20 protein-coding genes are annotated in these 16,035 nt (G+C 71.9%); 4 read left to right on the forward strand and 16 right to left on the reverse strand.

Annotated elements, in window-relative coordinates:
- Positions 1 to 24 precede the first annotated feature (24 nt).
- From Aau02nite_RS25410 to Aau02nite_RS25425, 4 genes are all read right to left on the reverse strand, one after another.
- Positions 25 to 654 carry a fasciclin domain-containing protein gene (locus Aau02nite_RS25410; protein ID WP_212991077.1) on the reverse strand — a complete coding sequence of 210 codons (630 nt, stop codon included), beginning with the start codon at positions 652 to 654 and terminating at the stop codon, positions 25 to 27.
- A 100-nt stretch (positions 655 to 754) separates the two neighbouring features.
- Positions 755 to 1,126, reverse strand: a complete 372-nt coding sequence (locus Aau02nite_RS25415; RefSeq protein WP_212991078.1) for a DUF4383 domain-containing protein — start codon at positions 1,124 to 1,126, stop codon at positions 755 to 757.
- Positions 1,127 to 1,194: 68 nt separating this feature from the next.
- On the reverse strand, positions 1,195 to 1,953 hold the full coding sequence (locus Aau02nite_RS25420; RefSeq protein ID WP_212991079.1) for an anti-sigma factor: 759 nt from the start codon (positions 1,951 to 1,953) through the stop codon (positions 1,195 to 1,197).
- Positions 1,950 to 2,570, reverse strand: coding sequence for a sigma-70 family RNA polymerase sigma factor (locus Aau02nite_RS25425; RefSeq protein ID WP_212991080.1), 621 nt, complete (start codon positions 2,568 to 2,570; stop codon positions 1,950 to 1,952). Before Aau02nite_RS25425 ends, Aau02nite_RS25420 begins: the two co-directional genes overlap by 4 nt.
- Before the next feature lie 153 nt (positions 2,571 to 2,723).
- Between Aau02nite_RS25425 and Aau02nite_RS25430 the strand changes: the two genes are divergently transcribed.
- Positions 2,724 to 3,236 (forward strand): SigE family RNA polymerase sigma factor, encoded by a 513-nt coding sequence (locus tag Aau02nite_RS25430; protein WP_212991081.1) that lies wholly within the window; start codon positions 2,724 to 2,726, stop codon positions 3,234 to 3,236.
- A complete protein-coding gene (locus tag Aau02nite_RS25435) occupies positions 3,233 to 4,459 on the forward strand; it encodes a hypothetical protein (protein ID WP_212991082.1) in 1,227 nt (408 codons plus the stop codon). Before Aau02nite_RS25430 ends, Aau02nite_RS25435 begins: the two co-directional genes overlap by 4 nt.
- Here Aau02nite_RS25435 and Aau02nite_RS25440 read toward each other — a convergent pair.
- Entirely contained in the window at positions 4,456 to 5,367 is a 912-nt protein-coding gene (locus tag Aau02nite_RS25440; protein WP_212991083.1) for a Gfo/Idh/MocA family protein, read from the reverse strand. The two genes, Aau02nite_RS25435 and Aau02nite_RS25440, sit on opposite strands and share 4 nt — an antisense overlap.
- A gap of 79 nt (positions 5,368 to 5,446) precedes the next feature.
- Between Aau02nite_RS25440 and Aau02nite_RS25445 the strand changes: the two genes are divergently transcribed.
- Positions 5,447 to 5,812 carry a hypothetical protein gene (locus Aau02nite_RS25445; RefSeq protein WP_212991276.1) on the forward strand — a complete coding sequence of 122 codons (366 nt, stop codon included), beginning with the start codon at positions 5,447 to 5,449 and terminating at the stop codon, positions 5,810 to 5,812.
- Positions 5,805 to 6,236: a hypothetical protein gene (locus tag Aau02nite_RS25450; RefSeq protein WP_212991084.1), complete on the forward strand. Its 432-nt coding sequence runs from the start codon at positions 5,805 to 5,807 to the stop codon at positions 6,234 to 6,236. The genes Aau02nite_RS25445 and Aau02nite_RS25450 overlap by 8 nt, the downstream gene beginning before the upstream one ends.
- A 9-nt stretch (positions 6,237 to 6,245) precedes the next feature.
- On the opposite strand, the gene Aau02nite_RS25455 is transcribed toward Aau02nite_RS25450, so the two are convergent.
- From Aau02nite_RS25455 to Aau02nite_RS25505, 11 genes are all read right to left on the reverse strand, one after another.
- Positions 6,246 to 7,259: a hypothetical protein gene (locus tag Aau02nite_RS25455; protein ID WP_212991085.1), complete on the reverse strand. Its 1,014-nt coding sequence runs from the start codon at positions 7,257 to 7,259 to the stop codon at positions 6,246 to 6,248.
- Positions 7,259 to 7,756, reverse strand: a complete 498-nt coding sequence (locus Aau02nite_RS25460; protein WP_212991086.1) for a SigE family RNA polymerase sigma factor — start codon at positions 7,754 to 7,756, stop codon at positions 7,259 to 7,261. The genes Aau02nite_RS25455 and Aau02nite_RS25460 overlap by 1 nt, the downstream gene beginning before the upstream one ends.
- 52 nt (positions 7,757 to 7,808) lie before the next feature.
- A complete protein-coding gene (locus Aau02nite_RS25465; protein WP_212991087.1) occupies positions 7,809 to 9,272 on the reverse strand; it encodes a glutathionylspermidine synthase family protein in 1,464 nt (487 codons plus the stop codon).
- 3 nt (positions 9,273 to 9,275) lie between these two features.
- On the reverse strand, positions 9,276 to 9,683 hold the full coding sequence (locus tag Aau02nite_RS25470) for a hypothetical protein (RefSeq protein WP_212991088.1): 408 nt from the start codon (positions 9,681 to 9,683) through the stop codon (positions 9,276 to 9,278).
- Positions 9,684 to 9,768: 85 nt separating this feature from the next.
- Positions 9,769 to 10,527: a 3-oxoacyl-ACP reductase FabG gene (fabG, locus tag Aau02nite_RS25475; RefSeq protein WP_212991089.1), complete on the reverse strand. Its 759-nt coding sequence runs from the start codon at positions 10,525 to 10,527 to the stop codon at positions 9,769 to 9,771.
- 109 nt (positions 10,528 to 10,636) lie between these two features.
- On the reverse strand, positions 10,637 to 12,283 hold the full coding sequence (locus tag Aau02nite_RS25480) for an alpha-amylase family protein (protein WP_212991090.1): 1,647 nt from the start codon (positions 12,281 to 12,283) through the stop codon (positions 10,637 to 10,639).
- Complete coding sequence (locus tag Aau02nite_RS25485; protein ID WP_246595432.1) at positions 12,264 to 13,136, reverse strand: MFS transporter permease; 873 nt, start codon at positions 13,134 to 13,136, stop codon at positions 12,264 to 12,266. The genes Aau02nite_RS25480 and Aau02nite_RS25485 overlap by 20 nt, the downstream gene beginning before the upstream one ends.
- A complete protein-coding gene (locus Aau02nite_RS25490; protein ID WP_307857956.1) occupies positions 13,133 to 13,543 on the reverse strand; it encodes a hypothetical protein in 411 nt (136 codons plus the stop codon). Before Aau02nite_RS25490 ends, Aau02nite_RS25485 begins: the two co-directional genes overlap by 4 nt.
- 91 nt (positions 13,544 to 13,634) lie before the next feature.
- A complete protein-coding gene (locus Aau02nite_RS25495) occupies positions 13,635 to 14,636 on the reverse strand; it encodes a hypothetical protein (protein ID WP_212991091.1) in 1,002 nt (333 codons plus the stop codon).
- Positions 14,633 to 15,649, reverse strand: coding sequence for a hypothetical protein (locus tag Aau02nite_RS25500; protein ID WP_212991092.1), 1,017 nt, complete (start codon positions 15,647 to 15,649; stop codon positions 14,633 to 14,635). The genes Aau02nite_RS25495 and Aau02nite_RS25500 overlap by 4 nt, the downstream gene beginning before the upstream one ends.
- Positions 15,646 to 15,990 carry a PadR family transcriptional regulator gene (locus Aau02nite_RS25505; RefSeq protein WP_212991093.1) on the reverse strand — a complete coding sequence of 115 codons (345 nt, stop codon included), beginning with the start codon at positions 15,988 to 15,990 and terminating at the stop codon, positions 15,646 to 15,648. Before Aau02nite_RS25505 ends, Aau02nite_RS25500 begins: the two co-directional genes overlap by 4 nt.
- Positions 15,991 to 16,035 lie beyond the last annotated feature (45 nt).

Below are 16,035 nucleotides of genomic sequence, written 5' to 3' on the forward strand. Positions count from 1 at the left end.
GGCCGGCGCACTCCCCGATTCGAATCAGCCCTTCGGCATGAGGACGGAGTCGATGATGTAGACGGTGGCGTTGGCGGTCTGGACGTTGCCGCACACGACCGACGCCTCGTTGACCTTGAAGTCGCTGCCGCTGCCCTCGACCGTGACCTCGTCACCCTGGATGGTCTTGTGGGTGCCGGCCAGCTGCGCCGGGGCGAGCTTCCCCTCGACCACGTGGTAGGTGAGGATGCTGGTCAGCGTCTCCTTGTCGGCCAGCACGGCCTTGAGGTCGGCCGCCGGGATCTTGGCGAACGCGTCGTTGGTCGGCGCGAAGACGGTCAGTGCGGGCGCGGTGTTCAGCGTGTCGACCAGCCCGGCCTGCTTGACCGCGGTGACCAGGGTGGACAGCAGCGGGTTGCCGGAGGCGGCGGTCGCGACCGGCACCTTGGACATGGCGTCGAAGCTGCCCGGGTCGGTGGCCTCGGTCGGCACGGCGGCACAGCCGGCACCGAAACTCGCCATGGTGTCCGTGGCCATGGACGGAGCGGCCGACGCGGTCGTGGCAGCCGGAGCCGCCGCGGTGTCGTTGCTGCCGGCTTCGTCCCCGCCGCACGCCGCCAGGGAGGCGGAGAAGAAGAAGGCGGCGGTGATGGCAGTGATCTTGGTGGCGCGCATGATGGGATCCCCTTCGAAAATGGATGTCACGGAATATTCGTGACGAAGTGCTCGGGCAGATGCGCACAGGGGCACCTTTTTTTGCGGGCAGTGCTTCTGGTCAGCGGCGGCCGACGGCCGTCAGCGCCATACCGAGAACGAGATAGAGGGCGATATCGGCACCGGTCGGCGCGATCCGGGTGACACCGGCCAGGCCGGCGAGACCGAGGGCGAACAACGTGAGACCGGCCCCGGTGGCGGTGACCCGCGCCGGACGCGGGCCGAGGATCACGGCGGACACCAGGGCGGCACCCAGCGCGACGTGCAGGACGCTGAACGGCATCGTGACCTGGAACAGTCCGAGCAGTTCACCCCGGCCGACGGCGAGAAACCCGGCGATACCGATGCCCACCAGCACCATCCCGAAGGCGAAGGTCACGGGGCCGCTGTTGTCGCGTACCCCCTGGACCGCCTGCCGGATGTCGGTGACCATCGGTATCTCCGTTTCGTCGTTTTCTTTCCTCTACAGACGATTCGGAGCGGTATGAGTCCCGGATGGGTCTACGTCAGGAGAACCTGCGCGACCACCTGGGTCGGCTGCGGCGAGCCGCCGGCCGGCTCCTCCGAGACAGCGAAGACCTCGTTTCCGGGTACGCCTTCCACGATCTGGGCCGCCGAGGCTTCCCCGGGAGCCAGCAACCCGGCGTCGACCGGCGCTGGAGCGGCGACATCGCGGATGGTCCAGAGCTGGAAGGCCCGGTCCGTCGCCGGCGCCCGCTCGGCGCGCAACGACACCACGCTGGCTGCCTGCTGAGCGGACGAGGCCACGGTGACCCGGCCGCCGCCGATCATCGGGGCGGTGCGGACCACCAGGTCGGGGGCGGCCAGGATGGCCTGGGTACGGGCCTCCCGCAGCTCGGCGGCGGCGACGGCGGTGTTCTTCGCGCGTACCCGCTGCTCCTGGACCGCCCACGTGGCGGCACCCGCCCCGGTGGCCAGGATGCACGCCGCGGCCGCGCCCGCCGTGTACCGGCGCCAGCGTGACACCGCCGCCCGCGCGTCCGGCTCCGGCCGGGCCGACTCGCCCGGCGGCAGCTGACGGGTCCGGCCGATCGCGGCCAGCACATCGGTGCGCAGCTGCGGCGGCGGGACCGACCAGGTGCTGTCGGCCAGTCGCGACGCGGTCTCGCGCAGTTCGTCGACCTCGCCGCGGCACCCGTCGCACGCCAGGATGTGGCGCTCGAAGGCGGCCCGCTCGAGATCGTCCACCGCGTCCAGCGCGTAGGCGCCGACCAGGGCGTGAATATCCGTCGTGGTCACGAGGTCACCTCCACACCCAGGCAGTCGCGCAGACGGATCAGGCCGTCGCGCATCCGGGTCTTGACCGTGGGCAGGGGGGTTTTCAACAGCTCGGCCACCTCGCGGTACGAGTGGCCCTGGTAGTACGCCAGCGTCACCGCCTGACGCTGCAGCTCGGTGAGATCGTCCAGGCAGTGCCGCACCTGCCGGCGTTCCAGCCGCCCGGCCACCTCGTCGACCACCTCGTCGTACGGGGTCTCCACCGAGGCGACGCCGACCTTCATGGTGCGGTCGGACGAAGCCTGCTCGGAGCGGACCCGGTCCACCGCGCGGCGGTGCGCGATGGTGAAGATCCAGGACGTCGCCGAGCCGCGGGCGGCGTCGAAACGGGCCGCCGTGCGCCACACCTCCACCAGCACCTCCTGGGCCACCTCCTCGGCCTGGGCCGGATCGCGCAACACGCGCCTGATCAGGCCGTAGACCCGGGGCGAGACCAGATCGTAGAGGCGGGCGAACGCCGGCTCGTCGCCGCGCGCGACCGCCCGCACCAGGTCGCCGATGTCCGTGGCGGGGCCGGGCGGGGCATCGGGTACGGCCGACAGATGGTCAGGCCGGCGGGCGGCGCCGCGCTCAGTCATGAAGTCAGCCTCTCCATCGCTCATGCCGTTTCAACTGCCATTCGGCACGGACGGCTACGCGGATGGGTCATCGCACCACAGACCGGCCGCGACGGCATACAACCGATCGTCCGACGTCACCGTTTACTACAGGGACAACGGGCGGGAGCGGGGATGGCCAACGGATCGGACGCGGAGTACCTGGCGTACGTGCACGGGCGGACGACGGGGCTGCGCCGTACCGCGTACCTGCTCAGCGGCGACGAGCACCACGCCGACGATCTGGTGCAGGAGACGATCACCAAGCTGTACGTGCGGTGGTCGCGGATCAGCGGCGTGGAGAACCTCGACGCGTACGTGCACACGATGCTGGTCCGCATCTTCCTCGACGAGAAGCGCCGGGGCTGGTGGAAGGTGCGTCTCGGCGTCCCACCCGACCGGCCCGCGCCCGTCCAGGCCGGGGGCGACGTCGAGGAACGGGCCCTGCTGCGCGCCGCCCTGTCCCAGGTGCCGCCCCGGCAGCAAGCCGTCCTGGTGCTGCGCTTCCTGTGCGATCAGCCGGTGGCCGACGTCGCCCGGGTGCTGAGCTGCAGCGAGGGCACCGTGAAAAGTCAGACTGCCCACGGACTCACGGCCCTGCGCCGGATCCTCGGCGACCGCATCCACTCCCTCGGGGGCACACGATGAACAAGCACCCGGACAGCGCCGACCGCGACGCGGCGGCCCTGCTGAGCCCGCTCGCCGGCGACCCGGCCGGCCCGTCCCGCATCGACGTGGCCGGTGCGATGGCCGAGGGCCGGCGCCGCCGTCGCACCCGCTGGTGGACCAGCGGAATAGCCGTCGTCGCCGCCACCGCGACGACCGCGGCCGGTGGCACGCTCGCCTTCTCCGCCCTGGGCCGGCCGACGACGCCGCCACCACGTCCGATCGTCAACGCGTCCCCGTCCATCGCGGTCGCCGCCCCGCCGGCCGGACCGAAGGACTGCACGGTGAGCCGGCTGCCGACCGACGGCTTCGAGAAGGCGCTGGTCACCGGCGGAGACCCGAGCGGGCGCTGGCACGTCGGCCGGCTGTATCCGCCGGGGCGCGCCCAGCAGCGCCCCCTGGTGCTGTGGCGGGACGGCAAGATCGTCAGCAAGGTCCTCTTCGACGGTGGCGACGACAGTCTCACCGACGTCAACTCGCGCGGCGTGGCGGTCGGCTCCGGCTTCGATCCGGACATCAGCCCGTACGTGTACAGCGACGGCAAGGCCCGCACCCTGGCCGGCGGCGAAGGCGCGGCGTCGGCCATCAACGACGCCGGGGTGGTGGTCGGCTCGCTCGGCCCGCTGTACGAGGGCGTCCCGGCACGCTGGCCGTCCACGACCGCGAAGCCGCAGCGGCTGCCGTTGCCGGCCGGTGCGGAGGCCGGCGAGGCCGGCGACATCGACGAGGCCGGCAACGTGCTCGGCACCATCACGCCCAAGGGCAAGGAAGGCACGGGCTACCTGTGGCTGGCCGACGGCACCACCCGCCGGATGCCGCTGCCCGAGGTCGACGGCCGCAAGGCGGACATGTTCTGGCCGGCCGCGATCCGCGACGGCTGGGTGGTCGGCCGGGCCGTGTTCGACACCGCGGACTCCCGATCGTTCGCCTACTTCCGCTACCGCATCGCGAGCAATCGCTACGAGCGGCTCGTGAACGGCGCGGGGATGCCGGCGCGGGTGGCAGCGAACGGCTGGGTGGTGGGCGAGGCCGAGCGGCCGGTGATCACCGTCGGCACCCGCAACACGAAGCTCCCGGCGTACTCGAAGCTCAAGGGTGAACACGACTACATCGTCGAGAGCATCAGCGACGACGGCCTGGTGGTGGCCGGCTACTCGGCCGGGCCGGACACCGCGAACCACCCGCTGCTCTGGCGCTGCCGCTAGCCCGGCTCGCCCGCCGGCAGCGTGACGGTCCGGCCGGTGGTGATCGACTCACCGGCCGCGGCCAGGATGGCCACCACCTCGGCGCCGAAGCTCAGGTCCAGCGCCGAGGCCGGGCCACCGTTCGCCGCGCCGATCAGGTCGTCCACCGCCCGGCCGAAGGCCTCCACCGGCAGCCACGGCACCGGCGGCACGTCGGCGACCCCGGACTCCCCGAAGAACGCCGCGTCCTCGCGTTCCAGGGCGGCCGGGGCGTCGACGGACAGCGTCAGCGTGCTGATCGCGCCGCCGGTGTGCCGCAGCAGCACGTGGGTCATGTCGCGGTCGCCGGCCAGCGCGGTGACCTGCGTGACCGGGCCCAGTACGGGCAGGATCAGCGCGACCGCGTGCGGGCCGACGTCCCACAGGCCGCCGCTCTCCTTGCGCCACACCGACGCCCCGAACGGGTTGCCCGGCTGGAAGATCGAGCCGAGGTGGTCGATCCGGGCCTCGAGCCAGCCACCGGCCGCGCGGACCTCGTCGATGAACTGCTGGATCTGCGGCATGAAGCGGCGGGTGAAGAAGACCACCCCGGCCACCTGCTGCTCGGCGGCGGCCGCGACGATCCCGGCAGCGGCCTCGGTGGTGAACGCGATCGGCTTGTCCAGCAGCAGGTGCTTGCCCGCCCGGGCCGCGCGCAGGGCGATGTCCGCCTGCACGTCCGGGGGCAGTGCGACCGCGATGGCGTCCACGTCGGCGATCAGGGCGTCGATCTCCGCGTACGGCGTCGCGCCGTGCTCCTCGGCGAGGGCCGCCGCTTTGGCCGGGTCCCGGCCCCAGACCCCCACGAACTCGACGTCCGGGTGCGCCGCCAGGGCCGGGGCGTGTGCCTGGTGGGCCCACGGTCCCGTACCGAAAAGTCCGAACCGCATCCTCGTGCCGCCTTCCCCCTGGAGATCACACCCGGCCGAAAGCTAACACGCGGCCGCTGATCAGTACGCTGTGCCGGTGATGAACGGCCCGCTGTCGACCGCGACCATCGTCGTGGCCCTCCTGCTGGGGATCTGGTATCTGATCCGCTCGGCGCTCGACCGCGCCCCCGGCAACACCGACCTGTGGGCCATGCTCGGGCTCAGCGCGCTGGTCGCGGTGCTCGTGGTGGTGTCCGTGGTCGGGCTCATCACCGGTGACCGGCCGGGCGATGTGACCACCTTCATCGGCTACCTGATCACCACCGCCGCGTTCGCCCCGGTCGGCTTCTATCTGGCCCGGCTCGAGCCGACCCGCTGGGGCACCCTCATCCTCGGCGTCGCCTGCCTGGTGCTGCCGGTTCTCGTGCTGCGGCTGCAGCAGATCGCGGAGGCCACCGGTGGCTGAGCCGACCTCCGGGCGCACCCGGCCCCGCGACGCGGCCATCGGCACCGGCGCCGGGCGGGTGCTGCTGCTGGTGTACGGCATCTTCGCCGTCTCCGCCGGTGCCCGGGCCGGCGTGCAGATCGCCACCAAGTTCTCCGAGGCGCCGCTGGCGTTCCTGCTGTCGGCGTTCGCCGCGCTGGTGTACGTCGCAGCCACGATCGGCCTGGCCGTCGGCGGTGTCCGGGGCCGGCTGATCGCCCTGGCGAGCTGCTCGATCGAGCTGGTCGGGGTGCTGGTCGTGGGCACGCTGAGCGTGCTCGACCAGGAGGCCTTCCCGGACGCCACGGTGTGGTCGCGCTTCGGCAGCGGCTACGGTTACGTCCCGCTGGTGCTGCCGCTCATCGGCCTCTGGTGGCTGTGGCGCAACCGCCCCGGCCGGCCCTGACCGGCAGGCTCAGCGCCCGATCCAGCCCAGCGCCGTCGGGTTCGGCGCACCGGCCGCCTCGGCCAGCGCGACCATCGCCGGCCGGTCCAGGTCCAGGGAGAAGACGGTCACCCGCAGCCCGCCGCCGAGTTCGACGACCAGATAGTGGCCGCCCTCCGGGACCTCCGCGTACAGGTGGCGGGCGGGCCGGCCGCCGACCCGCAGGCTGGTGCCGCCCGCGGGGGCCGGGGTCACCGTGCCCACGCTGACCGAGGTGCCCGAGGCCACGGCGTTGCCGAGGGGATCCTCCTCGCCGAGGTCGGTCACCGCGAGCCACTCGCCGGGCGAGACCCCCGTCACGCTCTGGGCGACGCTCACCTGCCCGTCCGGAACGCCGACCACCAGGGGCAGTTCCGTCCCGGCGGGATCGGGCCGCACCGAGCGGGCGATGCGCAGCATGGTGTCCCTGGTGAGTCCCGGCCGGTCCGCCCGGATCTCGACGGTGAAGCCGCCGGCCTGCCAGTACACCCCCGGCGGCCCGTCGGCACGGTAGCCGCCGCGGCCGCCGTTGATCTCGACCGTCTCGTCACTCTCGTCCCGGGTGACCGCCGCGTCCCCGGTCTCGACGACGGTCATCGACAGCCGGCGCGGGACATCGTCGATCAGCAGCGGTGACGGCGGCGGGGCCGAGCCCCAGACCCGGAGGAGGCCCTCCCCCGGCCGGATCGAGCGGTAGTACTCCGCGTACCCCGCCGGCAGCCAGCCCGGGCTGAACTCCAGGGGCACGAACCGGCTCTCCGGCCCGGCCGGGCCGGGGCCCGGGGCGACACTCAGCGGCTGCGGGGCCGGCCCCGGACGCAGGACGACGATCGGGGCCACCACCGCGACGACCGCCGCGGCAGCCACCGCCAGCACCAGCCGGCGGCGCCGGACCACCCGGGTCCGGCGCTGCGGCAGAGCGGCGAGGACGCGCTGCGGATCCACGGCCCGCTCGGCCTGCTCGTGCTGCGCCGCTCGGACGAGGTCTTCGAGGGACTGGCTCATCATTTCTCCCCGGTCAGGATCGGCGCGGCCGGCAGCTGCTCGCGCAGCGTGAGCAGGGCGCGGGAGACGTGCGAACGGGCGGTGACCGCGCGGCAGCCGAGGGCGTCGGCGATCTCGTCGTAGGACATGTCCTCGTAGAAGCGCAGGGCGACGGCCGCGCGCTGCCGGGCCGGCAGGGTGGCGATCAGCCGCCACATCGCGTCGCGCTCACCCCAGGAGGTGCCGTGGTCGGGCACGCTGCCGGCGGCGGCCTCCAGCGACTCCCGGCTCACCGGCCGCGCGGCGCGGCGCCGCCGCCACGACAGGAACTCGTTGACGACCATGCGCTTGACGTAGGCCTCGGGCGAGTCGAGCGCGGCGATGCGGCCCCACCGCTGCTGCGCCCGGACCAGGACCTCCTGGGTGACGTCCTCGGCCAGGTGCGGATCCCAGGTCACCACCGTGGCGTAGCGCAGCAGGGCGCCCAGCCGCAGCGCCACGAACTCCTCGAATGTCACAACCCCTCAACGCTGCGGCGGCACCACAACGTTGAGGGGTCGGGAGACGAACTCAGGAATCGGCGCCGACGGTGTGCGGGAGGAAGTTGCAGTTGTCCCGGGTGACCAGGCCGTCGGTGCCCAGGCCCTCACGGATGCCCATGCCGGCCGGCTCGCCGTCGATCAGCCAGGCGCCGATCACCGGGTGCACGGTGCCCTCAAGGCCGTCGAACGACGGCAGCTCCAGCAGCTCCTGCACCACGAAACGGCCGTCGCTGCCGTACTCGGTGGGGTTGTCGACCAGGGTCACGCCTTCTTTGACGAGCTTGACCGAGCCGCCCTCGCGACCCCAGACCGGCTTCTTCGCGTACGAGGTCAGGGTGGCCGCCTTCGACGACTCCGCGAAGTAGGCCGGGAGCAGGTACTTGCCGCGTTCCGGGTCGTCGCCGAAGAGCTTCCACAGCACCGGCAGCAGCGCCTTGTTGCCCAGCAGCGCCGCTTTGTACGGCGGCTCGATCCACACCGTGCCGCGCTTGGCGGGGTCGGCCATGTTGCGGAAGAAGGCCTTGCCGCCCTCCTCGTTCCAGAACCACTCCCAGGGATACAGCATGAAGATCACGTCGATCGGCTGCGCCCTGTGCTCCTGGCCCGGCGCCGGCACGAAGAGCACCCGGTCACCGGCCACGTCCCAGCCGATCTGGCTCATCGCGATGAGCTCCACCGGATAGCCGGCCTCCTCGGCCGTCGCCATCAGGTAGGCCACGTTCATCCGGTCCTCACCGGACGTCTCGCTGGTCTCGTACGCGAAGAAGATCTTGGGCTTCTCCGGCAGCCACGGGCGCGCCTCGCGCAGCTTGCCGATGTTGCGCCGCCAGGCGCCGGGGTTGGCCGGCTCGCCGTCGGCCGCCTCCCAGCCGACCAGCCGGTCATGGATGGAATTCCACTGCCGCCAGGGGTGCTGGGTCACGCCGGTCTGGTCCACCCAGTGCCACTGGATGACCGCGGCCTCGACCAGCGACGTGGGCGTCTGCGCGTTGTACTCCAGCAGGCGCGGCGTGCTGCCGGCGCCGTTGTACCAGAGGTCGAACCGGCCGTAGACGGACGGCGAGTAGTCCGGCGTCTGGAGCGGGACCCGGCCGTCCGGGTCCTTGTCCTGGTGCGTCCAGGTCTCGGCGTCGCCGTCGAACCACGTGCGGATGATCTGCTCGTGGGTGTATTCCGGGATGCCGATCTTGGCCAGGAAACAGGTCTCCGGGCCGCAGACCGAGGCGAAGTAGCCGTCGCGGCGGCCCTGCGCGGTGTGCCGGGGGCACTGCTGGACCATCCAGTCGCCGGCGTCGAGGCACATGCTGTTGAGCGCGGTCGTCGCCGCCTCCAGCTCCTCGATCTCGGCCTGGCTGAAGTCGTAGTACGGCCCCTCCTGCCAGTACGACATCATGGTGCCGTCGGGCAGCTCCGTGTCGTTGTAGGTCAGGCCGAGGCTGTAGTTGGTCAGCCGCCAGCCGTCACGGACCGGTCCGTAAGGAACACGTCGCAACGCTCAGCCGCCCGACTTGCCGGACTTGCCGGAGGTGCCGCTGCCACCCTTGCCGACCACGCTGGTCTTGACCGTGCCGTTGCTGATCCGGCCGGTCGACGGCAACCCGAACGACGAGCGCGCAGCCCGGTCGTTGTAGGCGAACCGGCTACCGCCCGGCGGCAGCCGGGAACCGACCGGGTAGCCGGAGCGGTAGCTCGACGAGTGCCAGATGAAGAAGAGCGGCGCGACACCGACACCGCCGCCGTTGTTGTTATCGTCGTCGTCGCAGTAGTCCTCGTCCACCACGGTGCCGTTGGCATCGGCGCAGTAGAAGCCCTCCTGCGTTTCGTTGTCGTTGTCGCAGGCGGCCACCCCGCCCGCCGCCAGCAGCAGGAACGTGCTGGTCAACGACACGCTACGAGAGCTCATCCTTCGGTTCACTGTCGGCTTCTCCACCCTTCGACCCGTCCGGCCCGCTCCATCATGTGTAGCTCGCCGGATCAAGTCATGACGGCTAGTCGCGGGGACCGCCGGCCACGTAGATCACCTGACCGGAGACAAACCCCGCTCCTTCACTGACCAGGAAGGATACGGTGTTCGCGACGTCTTCGGGACGGCCCGCCCGGCCGACCGGGATCTGACCGATCGCCGCCTTCTGAAAGTCCGCGAAGTCGACGCCGACCCGGGCCGCGGTGGCGGCGGTCATATCGGTCACGATGAAGCCGGGCGCCACCGCGTTGGCCGTGACGCCGAAGCGGCCCAGCTCGATGGCCAGCGTCTTGGTGAAACCCTGCAGACCGGCCTTGGCCGCGGCGTAGTTGGCCTGACCCCGGTTACCCAGCGCCGACGTGCTGGACAGGCAGACGATGCGACCCCACTGGGCGTCGACCATGTGCTTCTGCACGGCCCGGCTGAACAGGAACGCGCCGCGCAGGTGGACCGCCATCACGGTCTCCCAGTCGTCGTCGCTCATCTTGAACAGCAGGTTGTCGCGCAGCACGCCGGCGTTGTTCACCAGCACCGTGGGTGCGCCGAGCTCCGCGGTGACCCGTTCGACCGCGGCCGCGACCTGGACCGCGTCCGAGACGTCGGCGCCGACGGCCAGGGCGGTGCCGCCGGCGTCGTGGATCGCGGTCACCGTGTTCGCGCAGGCACCCTCGTCGAGGTCGACGACCGCCACGGACATGCCGTCGGCGGCGAGCTTGCGCGCGGTCGCCTCGCCGATGCCACGTGCGGCCCCGGTCACGATCGCTACCCGACTCGGCTGGGTCATTGCTGGCCTCCCGGTTGATCTGTTACGCAGTCGGCCGACTCTAACCCAGGGGTTACCCGCGAGTTACCCGGCCGGGGCATCTTTCTGCATCAAGGATGCAGATTGCTGCTCAGGGCTTCCGGCACAGCCGGATCCAGCGGTACCCGTAGCCCGCCACCGCGAGCTTGTCGAGCTTGCCGGGCTCCGGATACTCCTGGTCGGCGAGCACGTCGTTGGGGAAGTTGGCCTCCGGGTAGAGGCTGCTCAGGTCTACTTCCCCGTCCTCGGGCGCCAGGTTGTGCAGGAACAACATCGTCCCGGTGACGTCGTCGGCGCGGTGCACCAGCAGGCCCGAGGGCGCCGGCACGTCGACGTGCGTGCAGCTGCCGCTGCCCACCTCCGGCGCCTCGCGCAGGGTATGGATCATCCGCTCGAACCACGACAGCAGCGACTGCGGGCTCTGCCGCTGCCGGGTGACGTTGACCTTCTCGAAGCCGTAGTCGCCGCCGCTGATCACCGGACGGACGAGCTGGTCGCGCTGGGCGGTCGAGAAGCCGCCGTTGGCGTCCAGCGACCACTGCATCGGCGTACGGATCGCGTTGCGCCCGTCCAGGGTGAGGTCTTCACCCATGCCGATCTCCTCGCCGTAGCGCAGCACCGGGGTGCCCCGCAGGCTGAACTGCAGCGCGTAGGCCAGCTCGACGCGCCGGCGGTCGCCGCCGAGCATCGGGGCCAGCCGGCGGCGGATGCCCCGGCCGTAGAGCTGCATGTTCTCGTCCGGGCCGAACTGGCTGAACACCTCGTTGCGCTGCTCGGCGGTGAGCCGGGACAGGTCGACCTCGTCGTGGTTGCGCAGGAACGTGGCCCACTGCCCGCCGACCGGCAGTTGCGGGGTGTCGCGCAGCGCGTCGATGATCACTTCCGGGTTGCCGCGGGCCAGCGCGAGCATGAGCCGGCCGTTGAGCATGAAGTCGAACAGCATGTGGATCCGGTTGGCCGAGCCGCCGGCGTCGCCGAAGAAGTCCTTGAGCTGCTCGGGCTCGACGTTCGCCTCGGCGAGCAGCACGGCGTCGCCGTGGCGCCACTGGATGTGCTGGCGCAGCTCGCTGAGGAACTCCATGTCCTTGGGCGAGTTCGGGTTGCCCGGTTCGGTCTGCTCGACGATGAACGGCACGGCGTCCATCCGGAACCCGGAGACCCCCAGCTGCAGCCAGAAGGCGCAGATCTTCTTGATCTCCTCGCGGACCTCGGGGTTGGAGATGTTGAGGTCGGGCTGGAACTTGTAGAACCGGTGGTAGAACCAGCGCTTGGCGGTGCGATCGTAGGTCCAGGTCTCGGCCTGCTCACCGGGGAAGACCATGCCCTGGTGCCGGTCGTCCGGCTCGGTGTCGGACCAGACGTACCAGTCGCGGTACGGCGAGTCCGGCGACGAGCGCGCCGACTGGAACCACGGGTGCTGGTCGGAGGTGTGGTTCACGACCAGGTCGATGATGACCCGGATGCCCCGGTCCCGGGCCTGGTGCACCAGCTCGGCGAAGTCACCGAGGTTACCGAAGCGCGGGTCGACGTTGTAGAAGTCGGACACGTCGTAACCGTCGTCGCGGTCCGGCGTCGGGTGGATCGGGTTGAGCCACAGGCAGGTGATCCCCAGCCGGGCGAGATAGTCCAGCCGCCCGATCAACCCCCTGATGTCACCGACGCCGTCGCCGTTGGAGTCGGCGAACGTATCGATGTCGGCACAGTAAATGACGGCCTTCTCATACCACCGGTCGCTCATGCCCCCTTACTTGTCCCCGGCTCCGCTTCAGGAAACCCCGGGCCCACGTCAGTGGCCGGACCTTCTCCAGCGCGAGGAAGCTGGTGATGGCGGCCAGGTGCGGCGCGAACGAGATGGTGATGGTCGCGAACGTGACCACGTGGAACGAGTAGAAGAACGCGACCGCGTAGTTGCGCCATCGCGCCCGCAGGAAGAAGATCGCCGGGCTGGCCAGCTCGAACGCCACGATCCCGAACTGGGCCAGGATGAGCAGGTACGGCACGCCGGCGATCAGGTCGGCCAGCTCCGTACCGCGCCGGACGATGGCCCGCGCCAGCACCGAGCTGGTCACCCAGTCGAGCCCGCCGAAGCGCAGCTTGGCCCAGGCCGCCAGGAAGTACGTGCAGACCACCGCTATCTGGGTGACCCGCAGCGCCCAGCCGCCGGCCTCCGTGCCCCGCGGATCCCCGTGCCGGGCCCGGCCCACGGTCGGCAGCACGGCCAGCGCGACCAGCAGACCGACCCGGTCGTGGTCGACCTTGCCGTAGCTCATCGCGATGATCATCCACTCGAAGTAGAGCGCGAAGACGGTCCAGCCGAGCAGCCGGGGCGCCCGCCCCGTGGCCGCGGCCAGAGCGAGCAGGAGCAGCGTCCAGAAGATGCCGTGCACCAGCAGCGGGGTCGGGGTGGGCAGGTGCAGCAGCCGGCCGACCAGCAGCGGCTTGTACAGGTCACCGGGGGTGCTGGCGTGGTGGCGCACCCAGGGGGTGAAGATCACGAGGTCGGCCGCGACGAAGAGGTAGATCAGCGTGCGGAACGCGGCGACCCGGCCCAGCGGGACGGGCGCGGTCAGCCACTGGCCGAGCCGCTTCACGGCGCGGTCCAGGTGGCGATGATCTCGTCCCGGCTGGTGCCGGTGGGCCGGGAGTCCTCGATGCCCTCCCAGCGGATGACGATCCGTACGGTGCGCAGCGGCGCGGCCCCGGGACTCTTCTCCGCGTAGGCCGTGGCCACCTGCCGCAGCCGGGCCGGGTCGTCGACGTACGCCTGCTGCTGGCCCTCGATCTCGGCCCGGCGCAGCCCGCTGTTGGCCTCGGTCAGCACGACCGTGCGCCCGGTGGTGTCGACCCCCTCGACCCGGGTGTCCGGCGCGTCGGCGTTCGGATCGGGTGCGGTGGAATACATCCGGAACGGCCCGAACGGGAAGTCGTCGTCCTGCCCCCAGAAGGTGCCCAGCAGCAACAGCACCAGGCCGGCCACCGTCACCGCGACCCGGGTCATCCGCCCGCGCGTACTCAACGTTTCCATCGCGCCGGGACACTACCGCCGCCGCGCCACCCCGGACCATCCCGGCGCGACGCGGCGGCCCCGTTCACACGGACGGCGACCCCGTCCGGCTCCGCTCGAAGCGGCGATTCAGGGTGGCGGCCACCCAGGTCGCGGCGAGCGGCACCACAGCGAGCGCGGTCCATTGCACCGGCCCCAGCAGAGCCGGCTCGGCTGAGCGCATGTTGGTCGCGACGAGGTCACCGAAGCCCACCCGGATCAACGGCCAGGCGACGACCACGGGCACCGCCGCCACCACGACCCGGCGGACGACCGGCGGTGGCAGGCGGAGCACGCCGACCACGACCAGCAGACCGGCCACCGCATAGAGAGCGAGCACCGGGAAGGGCACGAGCCGTCCGCCGAGCAGCAGACCGGAGCCGCCCACGAGCACCGAACCGGCGCCGCCCGCGACGACCAGCAGACCGCCGGACACCACGGCCGCCGTCCCCCGGGGCAGCCTGCCCTCTCCCGCAGGACGTCCCCGGCCGGCCGTGGCGACCAGCAGGCCGGCCAGGGTGACCACGGCGGCCGCGACCAGGATCCAGTAGACGTCGAGCACCCGGGCCGGCGTGTCCCGGTAGAGCGCGAGGGGCGGCACCTCCGCGATCAACCCGGCCAGCGCCGCGGGCACGGCGGCCCAGCGCCACCCGGCCAGCACCAGCAGCAGCACGAGCGCCCAGGCCCCCGGTCGCACCAGCTCATGGGCGGCGACGTGCGGCACGAAGTCGGCGTAGCGCAGCGCGGCCACCTCACCCATGACGACCCGGCGCAGGCTCACGGCCAGCAGCAGGATCGCCCCGAACAGCTGCACCGCCCGCGCGGCCCGGTGGCCGTCTCCCGAGCTGTGCGCGCGTCGCGACCACCGCACGGTGAGCGCGGAGGTCACCAGATCGAGCACCTCGCGGGGACCGGGACGGGTCCGGCCGGGTGCGACGCCGGCGAGCAGGACCCCGATCATCTCCTCCTCGTATTCGCGGCGGTGCTCCCGCGGATAGAGCCTCAGCAGCTGCCGGTAACGGCGCTCCAGCATCGCCTCGGACGTCATGCGGCCTGCTCCGGCGTCCGGGTGACCGTGACCGTGATGCCCTCCCGAAGGTGCAACGCGGCGGCCGCGAGGGCGAACGCCAGCAGCGGGACGCCGGCCATCATCAGCACGTCGACCACGACGATGCCGGGCGTCACGGACCGCGCGAAGGTGATGTCGATGGCCTGCTCCAGCTGCCGCTGCGCCACCGGCACCGCGAGCAGCGGCGCGAGCAGCACCAGGATGCGGCGCCGGATCCCGGCGGGGATCCGCTGCAGGCCCGCCAGCAGCATCGCGCCGGCCGCGAGGAGCAGGGCGTCGGGCACGGTGACCAGGCCCAGAATCTGCGGCGGCGTCGGCCACAACGGGAGCAGGAGTGCACTCACCGCGGCCAGGACCAGGCCGCCGGTGAGCACCGCGCCACCACGCCGGCCCAGGATCGCGACAGCCGGGCGGCCGTGCCGGGACAGCACCAGCAACGCCACCGTCAGCAGGGCCAGAGCCAGCGCCCAGGACATCCGGATCGCGCGGAACTCCTGGCTCGGCAGCCACACCGCGACGGCGGTGATCTCCACCAGCACCGCCACGACGGCCAGCGCTGTGGCCGTACGCCGGGCGGCGAGCAGCACGGCGACCACGACCGCGAGCCACGCCACCGAACGGGCGGCCACGTCGATCAGCAGGCCACCGTCCACGCCGAAGGCGCGCATCGGATCGCCGGACTCCCGGGCGTACAGCAGGCCGAAGATCAGCCGGCGGCAGGCGATCGCCGTGAGCAGCACCGCGCCGATCAGGCCGGCCACCGCGGCGGCGTCGCGCCAGGCGGACGTGCGCAGGGCCTGCGCGCCCCGGCCGAGACGCGCGAGGATGCCGGCCCGCAGCAGGTCGGCGGCCTCACCCAGGGCGGGCCGGCGCTGACCCGGCTCGGCTCCCTCCATCAGCACTCCCACCATCTCCTCCTCGTAGGCACGGCGGTGCGCCGACGGATAGACCGCCAGCAGGCGGCGGTACTGGATCTCGAGCGGTGCGGTCACGCGGGCGCCCCTCCCAGGTCGTGCCGGGCACGCAGCCGGCCCTCGGCGAGGGTGGCCTGCTGGCGCAAGCGGCTGCTCTCGGCGGCCAGCCGCGTCTCCCCCACTCCGGTGAGCCGGTAGTAGCGGCGCAGCCGGGACTGCACGACCTCCTCGCGGTCGACCTCGATCAGGCCGTCGGTGCGCAGCCGGTCCAGCGCGGCGTAGAGGGTGCCCGCCCGCAGCCGGACCCGGCCGTCGGTCATCCGGGCCACGTCCTCGATCACGGCGTAACCGTGCTGGGGACCAGCGGCCAGCGCGGTGAGCACGAGGAAGGTCGGCTCGCGCATCGGTGTGTCGGTCATGGCAGCAGCATATACCGATGACAGGTATATACGCCAAGCGGTTCG

The organism is Actinoplanes auranticolor, assembly GCF_018332655.1.
GTDB classification, from domain to species: Bacteria; Actinomycetota; Actinomycetes; order Mycobacteriales; family Micromonosporaceae; genus Actinoplanes; species Actinoplanes auranticolor.

Bases quoted from the DNA above. Each gene is read 5' to 3' on its own strand.
- Aau02nite_RS25495 (WP_212991091.1), bottom strand. From the start codon at position 14,636: ATGACGTCCGAGGCGATGCTGGAGCGCCGTTACCGGCAGCTGCTGAGG.
- Aau02nite_RS25480 (WP_212991090.1), bottom strand. From the start codon at position 12,283: ATGAGCGACCGGTGGTATGAGAAGGCCGTCATTTACTGTGCCGACATC.
- Aau02nite_RS25430 (WP_212991081.1), top strand. From the start codon at position 2,724: ATGGCCAACGGATCGGACGCGGAGTACCTGGCGTACGTGCACGGGCGG.
- Aau02nite_RS25445 (WP_212991276.1), top strand. From the start codon at position 5,447: ATGAACGGCCCGCTGTCGACCGCGACCATCGTCGTGGCCCTCCTGCTG.
- Aau02nite_RS25435 (WP_212991082.1), top strand. From the start codon at position 3,233: ATGAACAAGCACCCGGACAGCGCCGACCGCGACGCGGCGGCCCTGCTG.
- Aau02nite_RS25470 (WP_212991088.1), bottom strand. From the start codon at position 9,683: ATGAGCTCTCGTAGCGTGTCGTTGACCAGCACGTTCCTGCTGCTGGCG.
- Aau02nite_RS25490 (WP_307857956.1), bottom strand. From the start codon at position 13,543: ATGACCCGGGTCGCGGTGACGGTGGCCGGCCTGGTGCTGTTGCTGCTG.
- Aau02nite_RS25455 (WP_212991085.1), bottom strand. From the start codon at position 7,259: ATGAGCCAGTCCCTCGAAGACCTCGTCCGAGCGGCGCAGCACGAGCAG.
- Aau02nite_RS25415 (WP_212991078.1), bottom strand. From the start codon at position 1,126: ATGGTCACCGACATCCGGCAGGCGGTCCAGGGGGTACGCGACAACAGC.
- Aau02nite_RS25410 (WP_212991077.1), bottom strand. From the start codon at position 654: ATGCGCGCCACCAAGATCACTGCCATCACCGCCGCCTTCTTCTTCTCC.
- Aau02nite_RS25440 (WP_212991083.1), bottom strand. From the start codon at position 5,367: ATGCGGTTCGGACTTTTCGGTACGGGACCGTGGGCCCACCAGGCACAC.
- Aau02nite_RS25505 (WP_212991093.1), bottom strand. From the start codon at position 15,990: ATGACCGACACACCGATGCGCGAGCCGACCTTCCTCGTGCTCACCGCG.
- fabG (WP_212991089.1), bottom strand. From the start codon at position 10,527: ATGACCCAGCCGAGTCGGGTAGCGATCGTGACCGGGGCCGCACGTGGC.
- Aau02nite_RS25425 (WP_212991080.1), bottom strand. From the start codon at position 2,570: ATGACTGAGCGCGGCGCCGCCCGCCGGCCTGACCATCTGTCGGCCGTA.